Source organism: Streptomyces sp. ISL-66 (assembly GCF_018614135.1).
Taxonomy (GTDB): Bacteria; Actinomycetota; Actinomycetes; order Streptomycetales; family Streptomycetaceae; genus Streptomyces.
Genome location: NZ_JAGGOW010000006.1, coordinates 39915 through 57091 on the forward strand (window position 1 = coordinate 39915; position 17177 = coordinate 57091).

General features: G+C 72.1%; 13 protein-coding genes. 9 read left to right on the forward strand and 4 right to left on the reverse strand.

Translation table 11 applies throughout. The annotated features are described in order from the left end of the window. Positions 1–570: 570 nt before the first annotated feature. The 5 genes from J7E97_RS01575 to J7E97_RS01595 all read left to right on the forward strand — a co-directional run bounded on the left by J7E97_RS01575 (position 571) and on the right by J7E97_RS01595 (position 9618). Positions 571–2091 (forward strand): TIGR02677 family protein, encoded by a 1521-nt coding sequence (locus J7E97_RS01575; protein ID WP_308346191.1) that lies wholly within the window; start codon positions 571–573, stop codon positions 2089–2091. Continuing rightward, complete coding sequence (locus J7E97_RS01580; RefSeq protein WP_215021454.1) at positions 2088–3554, forward strand: TIGR02678 family protein; 1467 nt, start codon at positions 2088–2090, stop codon at positions 3552–3554. Before J7E97_RS01575 ends, J7E97_RS01580 begins: the two co-directional genes overlap by 4 nt. Next, positions 3551–7660 (forward strand): TIGR02680 family protein, encoded by a 4110-nt coding sequence (locus J7E97_RS01585; RefSeq protein ID WP_215021455.1) that lies wholly within the window; start codon positions 3551–3553, stop codon positions 7658–7660. Before J7E97_RS01580 ends, J7E97_RS01585 begins: the two co-directional genes overlap by 4 nt. Next, positions 7650–8924, forward strand: a complete 1275-nt coding sequence (locus tag J7E97_RS01590) for a TIGR02679 family protein (protein ID WP_215021456.1) — start codon at positions 7650–7652, stop codon at positions 8922–8924. The genes J7E97_RS01585 and J7E97_RS01590 overlap by 11 nt, the downstream gene beginning before the upstream one ends. Positions 8925–9051: 127 nt before the next feature. Further along, positions 9052–9618 carry a Uma2 family endonuclease gene (locus J7E97_RS01595; protein ID WP_215021457.1) on the forward strand — a complete coding sequence of 189 codons (567 nt, stop codon included), beginning with the start codon at positions 9052–9054 and terminating at the stop codon, positions 9616–9618. A 528-nt stretch (positions 9619–10146) separates the two neighbouring features. Here the strand turns inward: J7E97_RS01595 and J7E97_RS01600 are convergent. The 4 genes from J7E97_RS01600 to J7E97_RS01615 form a co-directional block, all read right to left on the reverse strand. Next, on the reverse strand, positions 10147–10386 hold the full coding sequence (locus tag J7E97_RS01600; protein WP_215021458.1) for a hypothetical protein: 240 nt from the start codon (positions 10384–10386) through the stop codon (positions 10147–10149). Positions 10387–10393: 7 nt separating this feature from the next. Then, on the reverse strand, positions 10394–10714 hold the full coding sequence (locus J7E97_RS01605) for a hypothetical protein (RefSeq protein ID WP_215021459.1): 321 nt from the start codon (positions 10712–10714) through the stop codon (positions 10394–10396). 515 nt (positions 10715–11229) lie between these two features. Beyond that, complete coding sequence (locus J7E97_RS01610; RefSeq protein ID WP_215021460.1) at positions 11230–12924, reverse strand: MFS transporter; 1695 nt, start codon at positions 12922–12924, stop codon at positions 11230–11232. An 11-nt stretch (positions 12925–12935) separates the two neighbouring features. After that, entirely contained in the window at positions 12936–13610 is a 675-nt protein-coding gene (locus J7E97_RS01615; protein WP_215021461.1) for an NADPH-dependent FMN reductase, read from the reverse strand. A gap of 133 nt (positions 13611–13743) precedes the next feature. Here J7E97_RS01615 and J7E97_RS01620 point away from each other — a divergent pair, with 133 nt between their 5' ends. From J7E97_RS01620 to J7E97_RS01635, 4 genes are all read left to right on the forward strand, one after another. Continuing rightward, on the forward strand, positions 13744–14445 hold the full coding sequence (locus tag J7E97_RS01620) for a TetR/AcrR family transcriptional regulator (RefSeq protein WP_308346195.1): 702 nt from the start codon (positions 13744–13746) through the stop codon (positions 14443–14445). Between the two features lie 64 nt (positions 14446–14509). Beyond that, complete coding sequence (locus J7E97_RS01625; RefSeq protein WP_215021462.1) at positions 14510–15097, forward strand: GNAT family N-acetyltransferase; 588 nt, start codon at positions 14510–14512, stop codon at positions 15095–15097. Positions 15098–15172: 75 nt separating this feature from the next. Beyond that, on the forward strand, positions 15173–15691 hold the full coding sequence (locus J7E97_RS01630) for a SigE family RNA polymerase sigma factor (RefSeq protein WP_215021463.1): 519 nt from the start codon (positions 15173–15175) through the stop codon (positions 15689–15691). Positions 15692–15860: 169 nt separating this feature from the next. After that, complete coding sequence (locus J7E97_RS01635) at positions 15861–17159, forward strand: hypothetical protein (protein ID WP_215021464.1); 1299 nt, start codon at positions 15861–15863, stop codon at positions 17157–17159. Positions 17160–17177 lie beyond the last annotated feature (18 nt).

Consider the following 17177-nt stretch of genomic DNA (forward strand, 5'->3'; position numbering starts at 1 on the left):
AATGCGTAGGTCTCGGGTTCGAATCCCGAAGGCGGCTCGGATTAGCCCCAGGACTCACTCGCCGTGACCTGGGGCTTTTTCATGCCCTTTACCCATGTGGGCATGCGGCGGCCGGGGTTCGGAGCCCCGTGCGTGAGCATGCGTGAGCGCCGGTCAGAGCAATTGACTCTGAACTACTGGCCGGCGCGGAGGGCGGCGGCCGACTCCAGGAGGCGTTTCGTTCCAGGCGATCAAGCACATCACCCGCAGCACCGGGTTCGCTGTACCGGTTGACCAGCAGGTGCACCGGGATGCCCGTCTGCGCGTACGCGCTCGGGTTTCTCTTCCGGTCGCGTTTGCCGGCGTCTGTTTCGGAGTCGTCCCGCAGTGAGGGGAAGGATCGGGGCGGGCGCGTAGTTTACCTGCGCTGATGGATTCGTTGAGCGGGGTTTCCCCAGCCGGGGGTCCGGGCGGCAGACTGGGGTCGGGCCCGGCCCCGTCCCGCCGGTTCCGTCCCGTCGTACGAGGAAGCCGCTGACACCCGTGAGTGATGATTCCCTAGCCCCGCCCCCGGCTGTGCCGACAGGCTCCGTGCCCCCGGAGGAGGGAGACGAGGGTGCTTTTGGGATCGATGCCTTCACCCTCGACGACCGGCTGCGGCTCTTCCACTTCGCGGCTGCCGAGAAGCGTCACGAGTACCTGTGGCTGCTGCGTGCCTTCGAGAGGGGCCGGGTCAACTATCAGGTGCTGCTTCACGCTTCCGACGTGGCCGCCCTGGTGGGCAGGCTGGTCGCGGACCATCCAGGGGCGGCCGTGGGCGACGTGCAGCCGCTGCTGGACGCGCTCGCCGAGTGGCGTGTCCTGGAACGCAGTTACGACGGGACGCGGGCGGCGAACCTGGCGGAGTACCGCAACCGGCACTACGTGTACCAGTTCACTCAAGCCGGATACCGGGCCTACCGGGCGGTGGAGGACGTGCTCGGTGCCTCCATCGAGGACGCGCAGCTCTCCCGGCTCGTCTTCCCCGACATCCTCGCCGACCTGGCCTCGCTTGCCGAGGCGAACGCCGCGGGCGACGCCGAGGAGGTCTATCGGAAGCTGGGCCGCCTGGACTCCGTGCTGAACGAGATGGCGCAGCGGGCTGCCCGCTTCTATCTGATGCTCGGCGACCTGGCGCGGACCAACGACACCCGGCCCGAGGTGTTCCTCGCGCACAAGGACGCGCTGCTCGCGCACATGCGGGACTTCACCGCCGAACTCGGGCGCTACGCCCCGCTGCTCGCCGAGGCGGTGGAGAAGGCCGCGGCCAGCGGCGTGGACCGGATGGTCGAGTACGCCGCGGAGGCCGACGAGCGGCTCTTCCGGACCCCGGCCGCCCGTCTGGACGACTGGCGGCGGCGGTGGGGCGGCATCGTGCACTGGTTCGGGGAGCGCGAGCACAGCGAGGCCGAGCGGCTGCAGGACGCCACGGTCACCGCGATCCGCTCGGTCCTCGCGCTGCTGCGGCGCGTCACCGAAGCGCGGCGCGGCGGAGTCAGCCGGGAGAGCCAGCTGCGCCACCTCGCCCAGTGGTTCACCTCATGTGTCAGCGAAGACGACGCGCATGCCCTGTTCCAGGCGGTGTTCGGGCTCGGTGCGCCCCGGCACATCGCCGTCCCCTATCCGGACCCCGAGCTGATCTCCGGGCGTACCTCGTGGTGGGAGGCCGAGCCGGTGGAGCTGGCCCGCACCCTGGTGCAGTCCGGCCGCACCCCTGCCCTCAAGGGGCCGGGACGGATCGAGCGCAATGACGCCGAGCGGGCTTGGCTACGGGCCGCGCAGATCAAGGAGCAGGCCGAGCGCCGGGGGGCGGCGCTCTCGCTGGCCCGAGACGGCGCGTACGGCAGGGTCCTGGACGAGGCCGAGACCCGCGCACTGCTCTCCCTGATGGACGTGGCGCTCGCCGCGCGGGTGCCGGTCACCCGGGGTGTCGCGGGGCCGACGGCCTCCGGCTCGGCGCAGGGGGTGCGGCTCACCCTCCTTCCGACGGGGCCCGAAGAGGCGTTCACCACGGTGCGCACCGTGCGTGGCGACCTGCACCTGGACGGACTGCGCCTGGAGGTCACCGAATGAGTACGCGCGTCGCCGAGAACGTATCGGCCCTGGAACTGGCCGATTACCAGAAGGCCGTACGTCTCGTGCTGCGACATCCGCTGATCACGCCGGTGTACCCGGACGGCGGCGCGCTGGCGACCGTGCGGCGCTGGGCAGAGCAGTTGCGTACCGATCTGATGGAGGTGCTCGGCTACCGGCTGATCACCACCGCCGACACCGCCCGCCTCCAGCGCGCACAGGACCAACTGGACCCCACCCGACCCGCGCTCAGCCGGTCCGGTCGCCCCTTCGACCGCCGCCGCTACGCCTACCTCACCCTTACCCTGGCCGCGCTGGGCCGGCACGGCGCGCAGGTCGCGCTCGGCGAACTCGCCGACGCCGTCGCAGCCGACGCCGCCCGCATCGACGGGCTCGGCCTGGACACCGGCCGCAAGCACGACCGGGACGCCTTCGTCGACGCCGTCAGCTGGCTCACCGAACGTGGCGCGCTGCGCCTGGCCGACGGCTCGGCCGCCTCCTGGGTTTCCGATCCGGAGCGGGCCGAGGCGCTGTACGACATCGACCGGGAGGTGCTCACCGCCGTCCACCAGCCCACCCGCGTCCTCCAGCACGTCACGTCGGTGACCGCGTTGCTGGACTCCGCGGGTGCGCGGAGTCTGTCCGAGGGGCGCCGGGCCCAGCGGCTCTCCGCGTCCCGGCGGGCGAGGCGGCTGGTCTTGGAGCACCCGGTCGCCTACTACGCCGACGCCGACCCCGAGCTGACCGGCCAGCTGCGTGCGCCCGCGCTCGCCGAGGACCTCACCCGCCTTACCGGTCTCACCGTCGAGCGGCGTGCGGAGGGCATCGCCCTGGTGGACACCTCGGGACGCCTCTCCGATACGCGGTTCCCAGGCGGCGGCACCGTCGCGCAGGCCGCCCTGCTGCTCGGCGCGCGGATCAGCGAAGCCGCGGCGCGCACCGGGCGGCACGCGCCCGAGTTGCTGCCCGCGCCGAGTGCCGCCGAACGCCTCGCGGACCGGGCCGGCCGGATCGACCTCGCTCTCCCCGCGCAGGGTGTGTTCGAACAGGCCACGGCAGATCGGGAGGATACGGAGGAAGAGACGGAGGGGGAGAACGGGGGGTCGGCCGCCCTGGAGGTCCGCTACCCCTTCATCACCACCTCCTGGCTGCGCGCCCGGACCAAGGAGATCACCGAGCAGTACGGTGCCGGGTTCGCCGCCGACCTGCGCGGCGACCCCGACCGGCTCCTCGACGAGGCCCTGGACCTGCTGGCCGCCATGTCGCTCGTCGTGCGGGTGGTGGGCGGGGTTCTCGCGCTGCCGCTGCTGGCTCGCTACCGCGGGGTGACGGCTGAGGTGAAGGCGCGCCCCCGCGTTCGTACCACCCAAAGCTCCGGGAGCACCGGGAGCACCGACAGCCCCGAAGCAGGGGCACCCGACGCCCTGTTCCCCGCAGACGACGTGAAGGATCCCGCCCAGTGAGCACCCCGCCCACCGACCTCCAGCCCCGGTTCGTTCCCACCCGCGCCGGGATCGTCAACCTGTGGGACTACCGCGACGAGGAGTTCTCCTTCGCCGGTGGTTGGCTGGTGCTGCGCGGCCCCAACGGATCCGGCAAGACCAAGGCCCTCGAGGTGCTTTTCCCGTTCGTCCTGGACGGGCGGATCGACCCCAAGCGGCTCAACCCGTTCGCCGCCGAGGACCGCACCATGAAGTCCAACCTGCTCTTTCGCGGGCAGGAGGGTGCGCTCGGCTACGTATGGATCGAGTTCACCCACCGCGTCACCGGGCAGGCCGTCACCTGCGGCATCGGCCTGCACGCCCAGAAGCACCGGGACACCCCCGCCCGCTGGCACTTCGTCGCTGACGGCCGCGTCGGCGAGGACTTCTCACTGCTCACCGACGACGACCGGCCGCTGACGAAGAAGCAGCTGGCAGCCGAACTCGCCCCGCTGAGCGCGGAGGTGGTCGCCTCGGCCACGGACTACCGCACCGCCGTCGACCAACGTCTGTTCGGCCTCGGCCGGGAGCGCTACGAACAGCTGCTCACGCTCATCCTCACGCTGCGCCGCCCGCAGCTCGCCAAGAACCTCGACCCGGCCAAGCTCTCCGACACTCTCACCGAAGGCCTGCGCCCGGTGGACGAGGACCTGATCGGTGAGGCCGCCCGCTCCTTCGACGACATGGAGTCCGTGCAGCGCACCCTGGAGGGCCTGGTCGCCGCCGACGAGGCCACCCGGTCCTTCCTCGCGGCGTATTCGACGTACCTGCGGGTCAACGCCCGCGTCGCCGCCGACAGGCTCAGCGCCCGGCGGGCGGAGAGTGGCGAGCGCGAACGCGCCCACGCCACGTCGGAAACGGAGCTCGACGAGGCCCGCGAGCAGCGCGAGGCGGCCGGAGCACGGGCAGACGAGGCCGAGTCCGCGCTCGCCGCGCTGCGCGCCCGCCTGGAGCAGCTGCGCTCTTCGGCCGCCTACCAGGCCGTCGAACAGCTCGCCGATCTGGAGCGCCTGGTGCGCACCTGCGAACAGACAGCCCGGCAGGCCACCGCCGAGCGTGAACGCCGCACCGCCGCCACCGGCCGGGCCCGCGCCGAGGCCGAACGTGCCGGGCAGGTGGCCGCCGAACTCGCCACCGCCGTCAGCGGCTCGGCCGCTGCTCTCGCCGACCACGCGCACCGCGCCGGCATTCCCTGGACTCCTGCCGACGCCGTCCCCTCCGTTCTTGCGACACGCGCCTCGGCCCGCGCCGCCGCCCGCCACGAAGGTGTACGGGCGGTACGGGCCGCCGCGGTACGCCTGCGGGACACCGAGCGCGGCCGGGACGCGGCCCGCGCCGGACAGGAGCGCGCCCAGGAGGCGGCCCGGGCCGCCGAGACGGAGGAGCGAGCGGCCCAGGACGCGCTCGGCGCCGCCCACACGCGGGCCCGGGAGGAACTCGGACGGTGGCAGGACCAGTACGGGCCGCTGCTGCCCGAAGGCGCCGCCGAGCTGCTCGCGCAGGCCCTCGACGCCGCCGCCGGACCGGATGGCCCGGAAGCCGGCACCCCCGCACTCACCGACCTGTTCACCGAGGCCACCGCCCCCGCCGTCCAGGGTCTGCGCGACCGGCTCGCCGCCCTGCGCGGCGAGCTCGGCACGCTGGAGGCCCGCCGGGCCGAGACCGAGGCCGAACGGACCCGGATCGCCGCCGAACACGACGACGCACCGCCGGCCGCCCGCGGCCGCACCGCCGACCGTGACGGCCTGGAAGGCGCTCTCCCCCTGTGGCAGCTGGTCGACTTCGCCGACGGCCTCGACGACACGGAACGCGCGGGCGTGGAGGCGGCCCTGGAGGCCTCCGGCCTGCTCGACGCGCTCGTCACCGCCGATGAGCCCCCCACGGGTGACGGCGACGGATACTTGCGCGCCACCACCCCCGTCGACGGACCCAGCCTTGCCGACCTGCTGCGCCCCGAGACCGGTACGGTCATCCCGGCCGCCCGGATCACCGCCGTACTCAGGTCGGTCGCCGTCGCCGAGACGGCGGGCGCGGCCACCACCGTCTGCACGGACGGCCGCTACGCCGCCGGAATCCTCATCGGCTCCCACAGCAAACCGCACGCCGAGTACGTCGGAGCCACCGCCCGGATGCGCCGCCGCGCCGCACGCATCGCCGCCTGCGACGCACGCCTGGCTGAACTGGCTTTCCAACTAGATGAGTTGGAGCAGGCCGGGTCCCGTTGCGAGGAGAGCCGACAGGAGTACGACACTGCCCGCGCCGCCCTGCCCCGCGCCGCCGCCCTCGCCCCGCACCTGCGCGCCCTGGACCGCGCCGTCGCAGCCCTGCGCGCCACCCGCGCAGCCGCCGATGCCGCCCAGTCCGTCTATGACGAGACGCAGGCCGCCTGCGCGGTCGCCCTACGTGCCCTGCATCGCGCCGAGTCCGAGCATGGCGTCACCGTCCAGGACGCCGACGACACCGAGTCCGCCACTCGCGCCTTCGAACGGGAGGCGGGCGAACTGGCCACCCGGCGTCGAGAGCACACCAGGCAGACCGAGACCGCCACCGCCGCCGTGGACCGGCTCACGGCCGCCGCCGAGGACGAGGAGGCCGCCGCCGAGGCCGAACGCGCCGCCCGCCGCCGCCACGCCGAGGAGGCCGCCGGGCTCCAGGCGCTGCGCGAGGCCGTCGGCGCCGAGGCGCAGCAGGTCATGGCCCGCGTCGAGGAGACCGAGAACGACCTGGAGACCGCCGGGCGGGAGACGGACGCCGCCCGCGCCGCCAAGGATGAGGCGATCGGCTGTCTGGCCGCCGCCGAGGCCCGCCGCACCGCCGCCGCCGAAGCCCTGCGGGTGGCCGTGACCGAGGAGAAGGACACCGCCCGCGGCCTGGCCCCGTACGCGGCCCGCGAGCTCCTCGACCTCCTGCGCTGCCCGCCCGGCCTGGCCTGGCCCGCTCAGGAGGCCGACTGGACGGGCGAGTGTCTGCCGCCGGCGGCCGTGACCGTCCACGAGGCGATCCTGAACGCCACCCGTGAACTCGCGCCCACCGAGTCCAGCGTCAAGCAGTCGGTCACCCGCCTCACCACGGCCCTGGAGGACCTGCACGCCCATCTCGCCGCCGCCGGGCAGGACTACCAGCCCGCCTGGGACAGCTCCAGCGGCGTCATCACCGTCACCGTCGCTGACGAACAGGGCCCGCTGCCCATCGCCTCCTTCGCCGAGAAGATCGCCTCCCACCGCCGTGACCAGGCCGAACTTCTCTCCGACTCCGAGCAGCGCATTCTTGAGGACGCCCTGCTCACTCGCCTCGCGCAGCAGATCCACGACCGCACCGTCGACGCCCGCGACCTGATCCGCCGCATGAACACCGACATGCGCGAGCGCCGCATGTCCTCGGGCACCACGGTCGGTGTCAGCTGGCTGCTCGCCGACGGGCTCGACGACGAACAGCGTGCCGTCTGCGCCCTCCTGGACGCCGACGCCGCCCGCCTCGGCCCCGAGAAGCTGGCCCGCATGCGCACCCATTTCGCCGCGCAGATCAAGAACGCCCGCGCCCGGCAGCGCGAGACCCCCTACCGGCAGCTGCTCGGCGAGGTCCTGGACTACCGGCGCTGGCGCCAGTTCGCCTTCCAGCTGGTACGTCCCGGCGGTGACGAGGAACGCCTCACCCGGGCCCGGCACAGCCGCCTCTCCGGCGGCGAACAGTCCGTCTCCCTGCACCTGCCGCTGTTCGCCGCCGCCCACGCCATGCTCAACTCCGCGCACCCTGACGCCCCGCGTCTGCTCGCCCTCGACGAGGCATTCGCCGGCGTCGACGACACCGGGCGCGGGGAACTCATGTATCTGGCCGCCCAGTTCGACCTCGACCTGTTCATGACCGGATACGACCTGTGGGCGGTGCACAGCGCGGTGCGTGCCGCCGCCCACTACGACCTCGCGCACTCCGCCGTCGACCACACCGTCTCCGCCCTGCTGCTCCTGTGGGACGGCGAGCGCCTGCACGCCGACGACACCGGCACCCTGGGCAGCATGCTCGGCTCACCGGGCATCCGCTCCGTACGCCGACAGGACCGGCGGGAACAGGAGGCCCAGCTTGTCGACTGACCAGCCGTCCCCGCCGTCATACACCGAACTCCAGGAAGAGGGCTGGCAGCGACTTCTCGCCGCTGCCCGCCGCCGCCTGGAGCGCACCGGCGGCGTCCTCGACGGCGACATCGGCCTCACCGCCCCCACCGAAGCCGAACGCCGCACCGTCATCGGCGTCACCGGCCGTTATCGACCCGAAACCGCCAAGCGCCTCACCGTCCCCCTCGCCGACCTCGACGCCTACCTTCACGGACGCTACGAAACCGGCCTGCTCAAGACCCTGGGCGGGCTGCACGGACCCCTGCGCGACCGGCCGGCCGAGCGCGCCGACGAGGCGTCCGCCCGCGCGCAGGCCCTCGAAGCCGCCCACGCCTCACCCCTCGCCGCCCTGGACTGGTACCCGGCCTGGCTGGAACAGATCGCCGTCGACGGCACCCTCACCCGCCTCCTGCGGCGCGGCGACGGCGGCCTGCTTCAGGCAGCAGCCCGCGTCCTGGAGAAACTCCCCGGGGTATGCGGTGACGCCGACCGGGGCCTGCTCCCGCTGCCCGTCCTCGCGGAGTGGGCCACCGGAGACACCAAGGCCCTGCTGCCGGGCGGCCCCCTCGAACAGCTCGTCCTGCGCGCCGTCGCCCAGCGCGCCTCGGCAGGCGGAGCCGGACCGGGCCATGTTCCCCGTGACCGGGCCGGACGCCGCACCCTGTGGGAGAGCGCCGGAGCCGTCGCCGACGACCTCGCCAGTCAGGTCCTCGTCCTCAACATCGGTGCCCGCGGCGACGACGTGGTGTGCGACTGGCTGCGCGATGCCACCAGCTTCGGCATCCCCTTCCGCCTCACCCTCCACCAGCTGACAGCCGCCGACGTAGTCCCTGCCGCCCGCGAGATCCACGTCTGCGAGAACCCGGCCGTGCTGCGTGTGGCTGCGGCCGAGCTCGGAGATCGCGCGGGGGCCCTGGTCTGCACCGAAGGAATGCCCTCCGCCGCCTGTCACAAGCTCCTCGCCGACGCCGCCCGGTCCGGCGCCCGCCTGCACTGGCGCGCCGACTTCGACTGGACCGGCCTGCGGATCACCGCCGCCGCCGTGGAGCGCCACGGTGCCCGGCCCTGGCGTATGAGCGCCGTCGACTACCGCAGCGCCCTGGCGGGAGGCGAGTCCACTCCGCTGACCGGACCGCCCGCCTCCAGCCCCTGGGACCCCGTCCTCGCTTCCGCCTTGAGGGAGTCGGGACAGGCGGTCATGGAGGAACGACTGCTGCCCGAACTCCTCTCGGACCTCGGCTGACGCGCGTGGTACCGGTAGGGCGCCGGCGAAGTCGGGCCCCGGCAGGTCCAGCGTGCCGGACGCGCAGGGACAGTACGCTGAACCCAGCGGGATCCGGCCCGCCCGCATGGTGTCCAGGAGGTGCGTCATGACTGCCGAGATGGCAGCCCCTGCGTGGATGCACGAACAGATCACGGCGGAGCAGTACGACTCCTGGTCCGAGGAGCAGTGTGCGGGAATCGAGATCGTGGACGGGATGGTCGTTGTGAGTCCCAGTGCGTCCAAGCGCCACAACCGACTGGCTCGGATCCTGGCGAACGTTCTGGACGCCGCCGCGGGGCCGGACTGGAACGCCGATACCGACTTCGACGTCCGGCTTCAGGACGTCCCGCTCACCAATCGACGTCCCGATGTCGTCGTGTATCGCGCGGACACGATCGACATCACACCCACCCGTCCGGAGCACGTGCTGCTGGTTGTCGAGGTTGTCTCACCGGGCTCGGAGACCACCGATCGGATCGTGAAGACGGACCAGTACGCCAAGTCCGGCATTGCCTTCTATTGGCGGGTGGAGCAGGCCGCGACCGGCGTCCCCCTCGTGTACACCCATGTTCTCGACCATGCGACCAGGGCCTACCGGGACGGGGACGTATTCACCGGTGTCGTCAAGGTGTCGGCTCCCTTCCCGGTGCAGGTCGACCTCGGTCAGATCTGAGGAAGCCCTGCTTGCGTGAGCGGTGCGTGAGCGGACGGGGTGGCACAGGGTGGATTGGGTGGCACGCGGGGGCCGGGCCGTACCTTCCTGGCCTGGGGAAACAGGATTTGGTGGCACGGCCCGGCACTGGGCAGGATGATCTTGTGGGGCCTCGTAATGCGTAGGTCTCGGGTTCGAATCCCGAAGGCGGCTCTGTAGAACCCCCAGGACTCACTCGCCGTGACCTGGGGGTTTTGCTATTTCCGCTCACGCAGGGGTTCCTTCGGGCTGATGCCGGAGGGGCTCCTGCGTGAGTGACGGGACGCGGGTCATCGGCCAAAGGCCGGTGGGGAGTGCTGGGGCCGGCCCTACGAGGCCATCTCGTTCCGGACGATCGAGAACATCACCCGTGCGGCGAGACGTACGAGTTCAGCGTGGGCTATCCGGATCAGTAGATCCCGCAGCGTGTTCAGGTACAGAACGCAGGGTCGTCGACGACGGTACAGCCGCAACAGAATCGCGGCGGTGCGATCGCGATTCCCCGGACGATCAGAGGGTCTGCCCGCCGCCGGTGTGCTTTCTCGTCATGTGGGACTGCCAGGCCCAGCGGGCGAGTCCGCCGACGGCGAGGGAGACGAGGATTGCACCCCAGTCGATGACGTGGGGGAGCCCGGGGAAGAAGGCGAAGAAGGCGAAGGACGCGACGGCGCCGGCGAGGAAGGCGATGATGCCGGCGCGGCGGCGTTTGGTTTCCCATGTGGGGTCTTCGCGGGTGGGCTGGGTGGTCATGTGCGGCTCACTTCGTGATGTGGTGGCACTGGCTGACCCGGCGCGTGCCGTTGATGTTGAGATGCGCGCACGCCCTGCCGTAGCGGGGCAGCGTCTGGGGCGCGTTGTCGCGCATGGGGTGGATCTCGCACTCGGTGTGCGTCTTGCCACGAGAGGTGCGGTAGGTCTTGTTGTCGGTGTCCGCGTAGGTGAAGTCGATGCGCCAGTTGCAGAAGCCGGCGTTGAGCGCGCCGACGAAGCCGCAGTCGACGCCGGCGTTCTGATAGGTGATCTTCTTGCCGTCGCCGCGGATGATGTGGGTGAACATGCAGCCCGTCGGAACCGTCATGGTGACACCGCCGACTTGGTAGTCGAAGCCGGCGACGGGCGTAGAGCCGATTGCACCGGCGTGTGCCTCGGCGGGAGGTAAGACGGCCAGTGTGGCCGTGGTGGCGAGAGCGGCAATGATCCGGGCTGTAAACAGCTTGCCCGTCGGTTTCCCCTTCTGGCGGAGTGTGTCTGCAGATCGGAACTCCCGTCATCGGCTAGGGGTTCTGTCTCGCGAGGCAGTCCACTACGAAGAGTGATCAGCAGATTGGTATGCTGACCACCCGTTACCGTCGCATCCGGATGCTGATCTCGTGCGTGCGCGGTGCATGAGCGGAGGGGCTGTCAGCCCTTGTCTGCGGGCTCACACCGTCCGCGAGGACGTCCGTCGCCCCACACTCCACGACAGCGGCATCCGCATCGGCGGCGCATGCCGTCAGATCGAGAAGGACTACGGCCCGCCCCGCCTGTTGAGCTGACTTCCCGTGGTCCTGGCCTCTCGGATGCCGGTCGCGTGCTCGTGCTCGTGCGTGAGCTTTATCGCGGCGCTCGGGAGGGGCTGCGGTGGGGGAGGAAGGTGGCCGGGAGGAGGGAGAGGGCCAGGAGGGTGGCGGCCAGGGCGTACGTGGTGCGGAAGCCCGTGGGGGTGAGGCCCGTCGCGCCCAGGGTGACCGAGATCAGGGCCGTGCCGATCGAGGCCCAGATCTGGGAGTTGATGCTCAGGATGGTGCTCGCCGCGGTCATGCGCTGCTTCGGGAGACCTCGGCTCGCGGTCGTCATCGTGGGGAGCAGGACCATGCCCGTGCCGACGCCCATCACGACCGACGCGCCGACGACCCTCCAGGCGGCGACGTCGGGCGAACCGACCTGGAGCGCGGTCAGGGCCATGCCGAGCGCGCCCAGTGCGATGCCGGTCCGGATCAGCCGGCGCGGCGGGACCTTGTCGATGCGGCGCGAGGCGATCTGCATGGTGAGGCCGACGGCGAGGCCGACGGGCGCGCCCAGCAGGCCCGCCGCCGTCGCGCTCAGGCCGCGCGCCTGCTGCCAGTACATCGGCGCGAGCAGCATCGAGCCGAAGTAACCGCAGGTGAACAGTGCGAGCGTGCCGATCCCGACGCCGAAGGGGCGTTCGCGCAGCAGCCGCAGGTCGAGCAGTGGCTCACGGGTCGTCAGCGCGCGCCTGGCGAAGGCGGCGATGAGTACGAGGCCGGCGAGGGTCGGCAGGAGGGCGTCGGGGGAGGCGAAGGAGCCGTGTTCCCCGCCCCGGGCCAGTCCGAAGAGGAGGAGGGCGAGGCCGGGCGAGAGCATCAGCAGGCCGGGGACGTCCAGCCTGGGGATGTCCGGCCTGGGGGTGCCCGGTCGGGGGACGTCCGGCCTGGGGATGTCCGGCCTGGGGGTGCCCGGTCGGGGGACGTCCGGCCCGGGGATGTCCGGCCTGGGGGTGCCCGGCCTGGGGACGTCCAGCCTGGGGGCGTCTGCCCTGGAGACGTCCGGCCCGGGGACGTGCGGTCCGGGGGTGGTCGCGGCGCCGTCGTGCGGCCCGTCGGGGTGCAGGAGCTTTGCGGCGAGGAGTAGTGCGGCCGCGCCGACGGGCAGGTTGACCAGGAAGATCCACTGCCAGGACGCGGCGTCGATCAGCCAGCCGCCCAGCACCGGTCCGAGCACCGGGCCGACGACGATGGGCAGGCCGAGCAGCGCCATCACCCGCCCGAGCCGGGCCGGATCCGCGGCACGCATCACCATCGCCATGCCGACGGGCATCAACAGCCCTCCGCCGAGGCCCTGTACGGCACGGAACGCGATCAGGCTGCCTGCGTCCCAGGCGCAGGCGGCGAGCAGCGAGCCGAGGGTGAAGAGGGTGAGCGCGGTGAGGTAGGTGCGCTTGGCCCCGATCCGGCCCATCGCCCATGCGGCGGTCGGGATGACGGCGGCGAGCGCGAGCGAGTAGGCGCTGGCGGCCCACTGGATCGTCTCGAGGGAGGAGTGGAAGGCCTCGGAGAGGCGGTGCAGGGCGACGTTGACGATCGTCATGTCGAGGACCGACATGACCGAGCCGACGATCACCACCGTTGCGGTGCGGTGGAGTTGGCGGAGAGTGGGTGGCGTGGGGGGATTGGGGGGAGCGAGGGTGGGCTTCCGGGTCGGGTGCGGGTGCGGGTGCGGGTGCGGGTGCGGGTCCGGGTTCGGCTTCCGGGTCGGGTCCGCTCCGGAGGGGGCCTGCGGCGTACGCATCTTCGTGGCCCTCAGCCTTGGTACGGGCGGGTCGTGCGGGCGGCGCGCAGGACCCGTCCCCACCAGGTCAGTTGGCCGATCATGCCCTTGACCGCGCCTTCGGCCACGGCGGTGTCGCGCGGGGCGCCGTCCTCGCCGAGGCCCGACCAGGGGCCGTGCAGGCTGACGGAGTCGCGCACGGTCATGGCGTGCAGCTCGGCGAAGATCAGCCGGAGCTGCTCGACGGCGCGCAGGCCGCCGCCGAGTCCGCCGTAGGAGACGAAGCCGACCGGCTTGGCGTGCCACTGCGCGTGGTGCCAGTCGATGAGGTTCTTCAGGGCGGCCGGGAAGCTGTGGTTGTACTCGGGGGTGACGACGACGAAGGCGTCGGCGGCCGCGAGGCGCGGGGTCACGTCCGCCAGCGCGGCGGCGGCCCGCGCGCTCGGCGCGCCGCCCCAGCCGGGCATGGCCAGCGGCAGGTCGATGCCGGCGAGGTCGATGACGTCCATGTCCAGGCCGCCGTGGGTCTGCGCGGCGCGGAGGAACCACTCGGTGACGGCGGGGCCCTGGCGGCCCTCGCGGACGCTGCCGACGATGACGGCCACGCGCAGCGGCGCGTTCTCGTGAGCGGCGAGGGCCGTGGCGGTGGCCGGGGCCGCGGCGGTCGTGGTGGTCGTGGTGGTGGCGGTGGAGTCGGGTGCGGGCATGGTGGTGGTGTCCCCCTCGGTGGTGGGCGACCGCTCGGTGCGGCTGCTCCTCCGGTAAACTACAACGGGCGTTGTAAAAAATGCAACGGCCGTTGTACTTCTTGGCCGTTGTACTTCTTGTGTGGAGGTTGAAGTGAGTGCGGGCAGCAGCAGGAGCGGCGGCAATAGCCGTACCGGCAGTACCGGCAGTACCGGCAGCCCCAGGAAGCTGGAGAAGCAGATCGCCATCGCGAGCGCGTCCTGCACGGTCTTCGGCCGCGAGGGCTACGCCCGCGCCTCGGTCGACGCGCTCGCCGCCGCGGCCGGCGTCTCGACCCGCACGCTCTACAACCACTTCCCGGGCGGCAAGGCGATGCTCTTCGCGACCGTCGTCACCTGGACGTCCACGCGCGTGCGCGACGCGCAGATCGCCATGATGGACGCCATCCTGAACCCCGCACGCCCGCCTCGCCCCGACGACGTGGAGCGCGACCTGGTCGCCCTGGCCCACGCGTTCATCGGGCTCATGGCCGACTATCCGGACCACTTCGCGCTCGTCCGTCACATCCACGCCGAGGCCGACCACGTGCCGCCGGAGGTCCTGGAGGCCTGGACGAACGCCGGACCGGGCCCGGCGGGCCGCGCCCTCGCCGACGCGATGGCGGGCCTGGCCGCCGCCGGGCTGCTCGACCTGCACGGTGACGCGGCGCTGGTGAGCACGCACTTCATGGCCCTGACCTCGCAGCCCATCCTCCAGCTCTCCCACTACGGGGTCCTCCCGATCCCGCGGCCCCAAGTGGACCGCCTGGTGACGGGCGGAGTCGCCGCGTTCCTACGGGCCTACCGCGCGGCCTGACCTGCGCTCCGCGCATCGCACAATGGGTTCGGCGCGCGGGAGTGGACGAGGGAGAGAGCCGAACATGGACGGTCGGACGACGCGGGGCGGGGTACGGGCGCCGGAGGGCGGCCCGGACGGGGCGAAGGTGGTCCTGCGGCAGGCGGGCGAGGCGGATCTGGACGTCGCCGCCGAGCTGTTCCGCGGCTACCTGGAGTTCTACGAGGTGGAGGTCACGGACCCGGACCGGCCGCGCGCCTTCCTGGCGGAACGGCTGCGCGGAGGCGACTCGTTCATCCTGCTCGCCGAGGTCCCGGGCGCGGGCGCGGTCGGCTTCACGCAGGTCTACCCGATGTACTCCTCGCTCTCCATGCAGGCGTCGTGGCTGCTCGGGGACCTGTACGTGACCCCGCCCGGGCGCCGTACGGGCGCGGGCCGCGCGCTGCTGCGCGAGGTGCTGCGCCGGGCGCGGGAGGCCGGGGTGGCGGGCGTACAACTGGAGACGGCGTACGACAACCGCGTCGCGCAGGGCCTGTACGAGGCGGAGGGTTTCGTCCGGGAGGAGTTCCACGTCTACTTCCACGACCTCGCCGAAGCGGGTTCGGGAGCGGGAGCAGGCGCGGACGCGGACGCGGACGTGGACGTGGACGTGGACGCGGACGCGGACGTCTAGGTCGTCTGAAGAAGGTTGAAACATTCCGGTGCCGCCATCGCGTCGTTGGAGTGAGGCGGGCGCGAGGGGGAGCGGATGCGGCAGGGTTCCAGGGACGGGTTCCGCGACTTCGCGGAGGGCAGATCGGGTCACTTGTACCGGTCCGCCTGCCTGCTGACGAGCGGGGACACCCATCTCGCGGAAGATCTCGTCCAGGAGACCCTGGGGCGGATGTACTTGCTCTGGGGCCGGATCAGCCGCATAGACAATCCCGCCGCTTACGCCCAAACCGTGCTGGTGCGTGCCTTCCTGACGCACCAGCGCCGCCGGTCCTCGGGGGAGCGCCCGGTCGGGGAGTTCCCCGAATCGGGCGCACCGGTGGCGGTCGGCGCCGGTGATCCGGCACTGCGGCTGACCCTGCTGCAAGCGCTGGGCGCGCTGGCGCCGAAGGACCGGGCGGTACTGGTGCTGCGGTACTGGGAGGACCGCAGCGTCGAGGAGACCGCCGACGCGATGAACGTCAGCTCGGCGGCCGTTCGGACCCGCTCCTCGCGGGCACTGGTCCGGCTGCGGGAGCGGCTGGGTGGCTCGCTCGCGGAATTCGCGCCCCGCTGAGTCGCTGAGTCACTGAGCCGTTGGGTCACGGCGTCGTCGGGGCGGCTTTTGCCCGCTCGACCCGGCCGCCCCGCCCGGAGTCCCAGCCGTAGTCCCGGCAGTCTCCGTAGTCCCCGCAGTCCCAGATTCCTCACTCCATGACACCTCTTCACGGAAGGCTTGATTCCGCATGCCCTTTGAAGACGAGCTCGGCGAAGCCCTCCGGCGTGTGGGGGACGGTTTCACGGCGGACGGCCGCGACCTCGTCGGCGCCGGCGAACGGCGCGGACGGCGGCTGGTGGCCCGCCGCCGGGCCGCGGTGGTCGGCGGATCGGCGCTCGCCCTGGCGGTGATCGGCACGGCCGGCGCCTACACGGGCGGCCTGTTCGGCTCGGACGGTTCCGGCGGCCCCTCGAACGTGGCCACCGCCCCGACGCCGAACTCGCCCACCGCGTCGGCCCCGTCGGCGCCGGGGAATCCGAAGTCGGGCGAGGGCCGCGACGAGGCGGCGAAGAACCGGGTCGGCAGCGGGGCCGTCACCGCCGATCAGCTGGTCGGCGTACTCAAGCAGCTGCTGCCGGGCGGCACGGTCACCGAGACCACGGCCCGGGGCACGGCCGAGCTGACCGGACCGATGGTGAGCGGGGTCTTCGACGACGGCAAGGGCAAGAGCTTCATCGGCGTCGGCCTCTCGCGCGTGGACCCGAACGGCGAGACGGCCGCCCAGATGGTGCAGTGCCCGTCCAGGACCTTCCTCGATTACGACAGTTGCACCTCGGAGAAGCTCTCGGACGGGTCGACGCTCAAGCTCTTCCAGGGCTACGAATACCCCGACCGCCGGGAGGACACGAAGAACTGGCGCGCCACGATGGTCACCCCGCAGGGGTACCTGGTCGATGCGCAGGAGTTCAACGCGCCCGCCGAGAAGGGCAAGCCCACCACCCGGAGCACGCCTCCGCTGACGCTCGCGCAGCTGAAGACCTTCACGACCTCCCCGCTGTGGCTGCCCGCCCTGACGGACCTGCCGGCCGCGCCCGCGGAGCCGGTGACACCCAGGACGCCGGGGCCGAAGGCGGCCGACGCGATGGAGCAGCTGCTGAGCGGGTACGGGATCCCGGTCGTCAGCAAGGAGGACTTCGACGCGGAGCTCGGCTACCTCGTGCTCGACGACGGCAAGGGCCAGTCCCTGGCCTCCCTCCAGATCCAGCCCGACAGCAAGAACCGCCCGGGGATGTGGAACGAGCTGTTCGTGGGTGCGCAGACGCTGCCGGACGGGACGAAGATCGTGACCCACCAGCGGCGCGGCGAGTCGGCCGGCGCGGACTGGTGGAGCGTGGAGGTGCTCCGGAAGAACGGCACCCGGGTGATCGTGTCGGCGTACAACACCAAGACGCTGAAGGGGGCGCCGACCCGGCCGGACCCGGCGCTCACGATGGAGCGGCTGAAGGAGATCGCGACGAGCCCGAAGTGGACCGAGTTCGGTTACTGAGCTGGGGGACTGGGGCCG

Coding starts and splice junctions, on each gene's coding strand:
- J7E97_RS01635 (WP_215021464.1), top strand. CDS start 15,861: ATGCCCTTTGAAGACGAGCTCGGCGAAGCCCTCCGGCGTGTGGGGGAC.
- J7E97_RS01615 (WP_215021461.1), bottom strand. CDS start 13,610: ATGCCCGCACCCGACTCCACCGCCACCACCACGACCACCACGACCGCC.
- J7E97_RS01580 (WP_215021454.1), top strand. CDS start 2,088: ATGAGTACGCGCGTCGCCGAGAACGTATCGGCCCTGGAACTGGCCGAT.
- J7E97_RS01625 (WP_215021462.1), top strand. CDS start 14,510: ATGGACGGTCGGACGACGCGGGGCGGGGTACGGGCGCCGGAGGGCGGC.
- J7E97_RS01600 (WP_215021458.1), bottom strand. CDS start 10,386: ATGACCACCCAGCCCACCCGCGAAGACCCCACATGGGAAACCAAACGC.
- J7E97_RS01610 (WP_215021460.1), bottom strand. CDS start 12,924: ATGCGTACGCCGCAGGCCCCCTCCGGAGCGGACCCGACCCGGAAGCCG.
- J7E97_RS01630 (WP_215021463.1), top strand. CDS start 15,173: ATGCGGCAGGGTTCCAGGGACGGGTTCCGCGACTTCGCGGAGGGCAGA.
- J7E97_RS01605 (WP_215021459.1), bottom strand. CDS start 10,714: ATGACGGTTCCGACGGGCTGCATGTTCACCCACATCATCCGCGGCGAC.
- J7E97_RS01595 (WP_215021457.1), top strand. CDS start 9,052: ATGACTGCCGAGATGGCAGCCCCTGCGTGGATGCACGAACAGATCACG.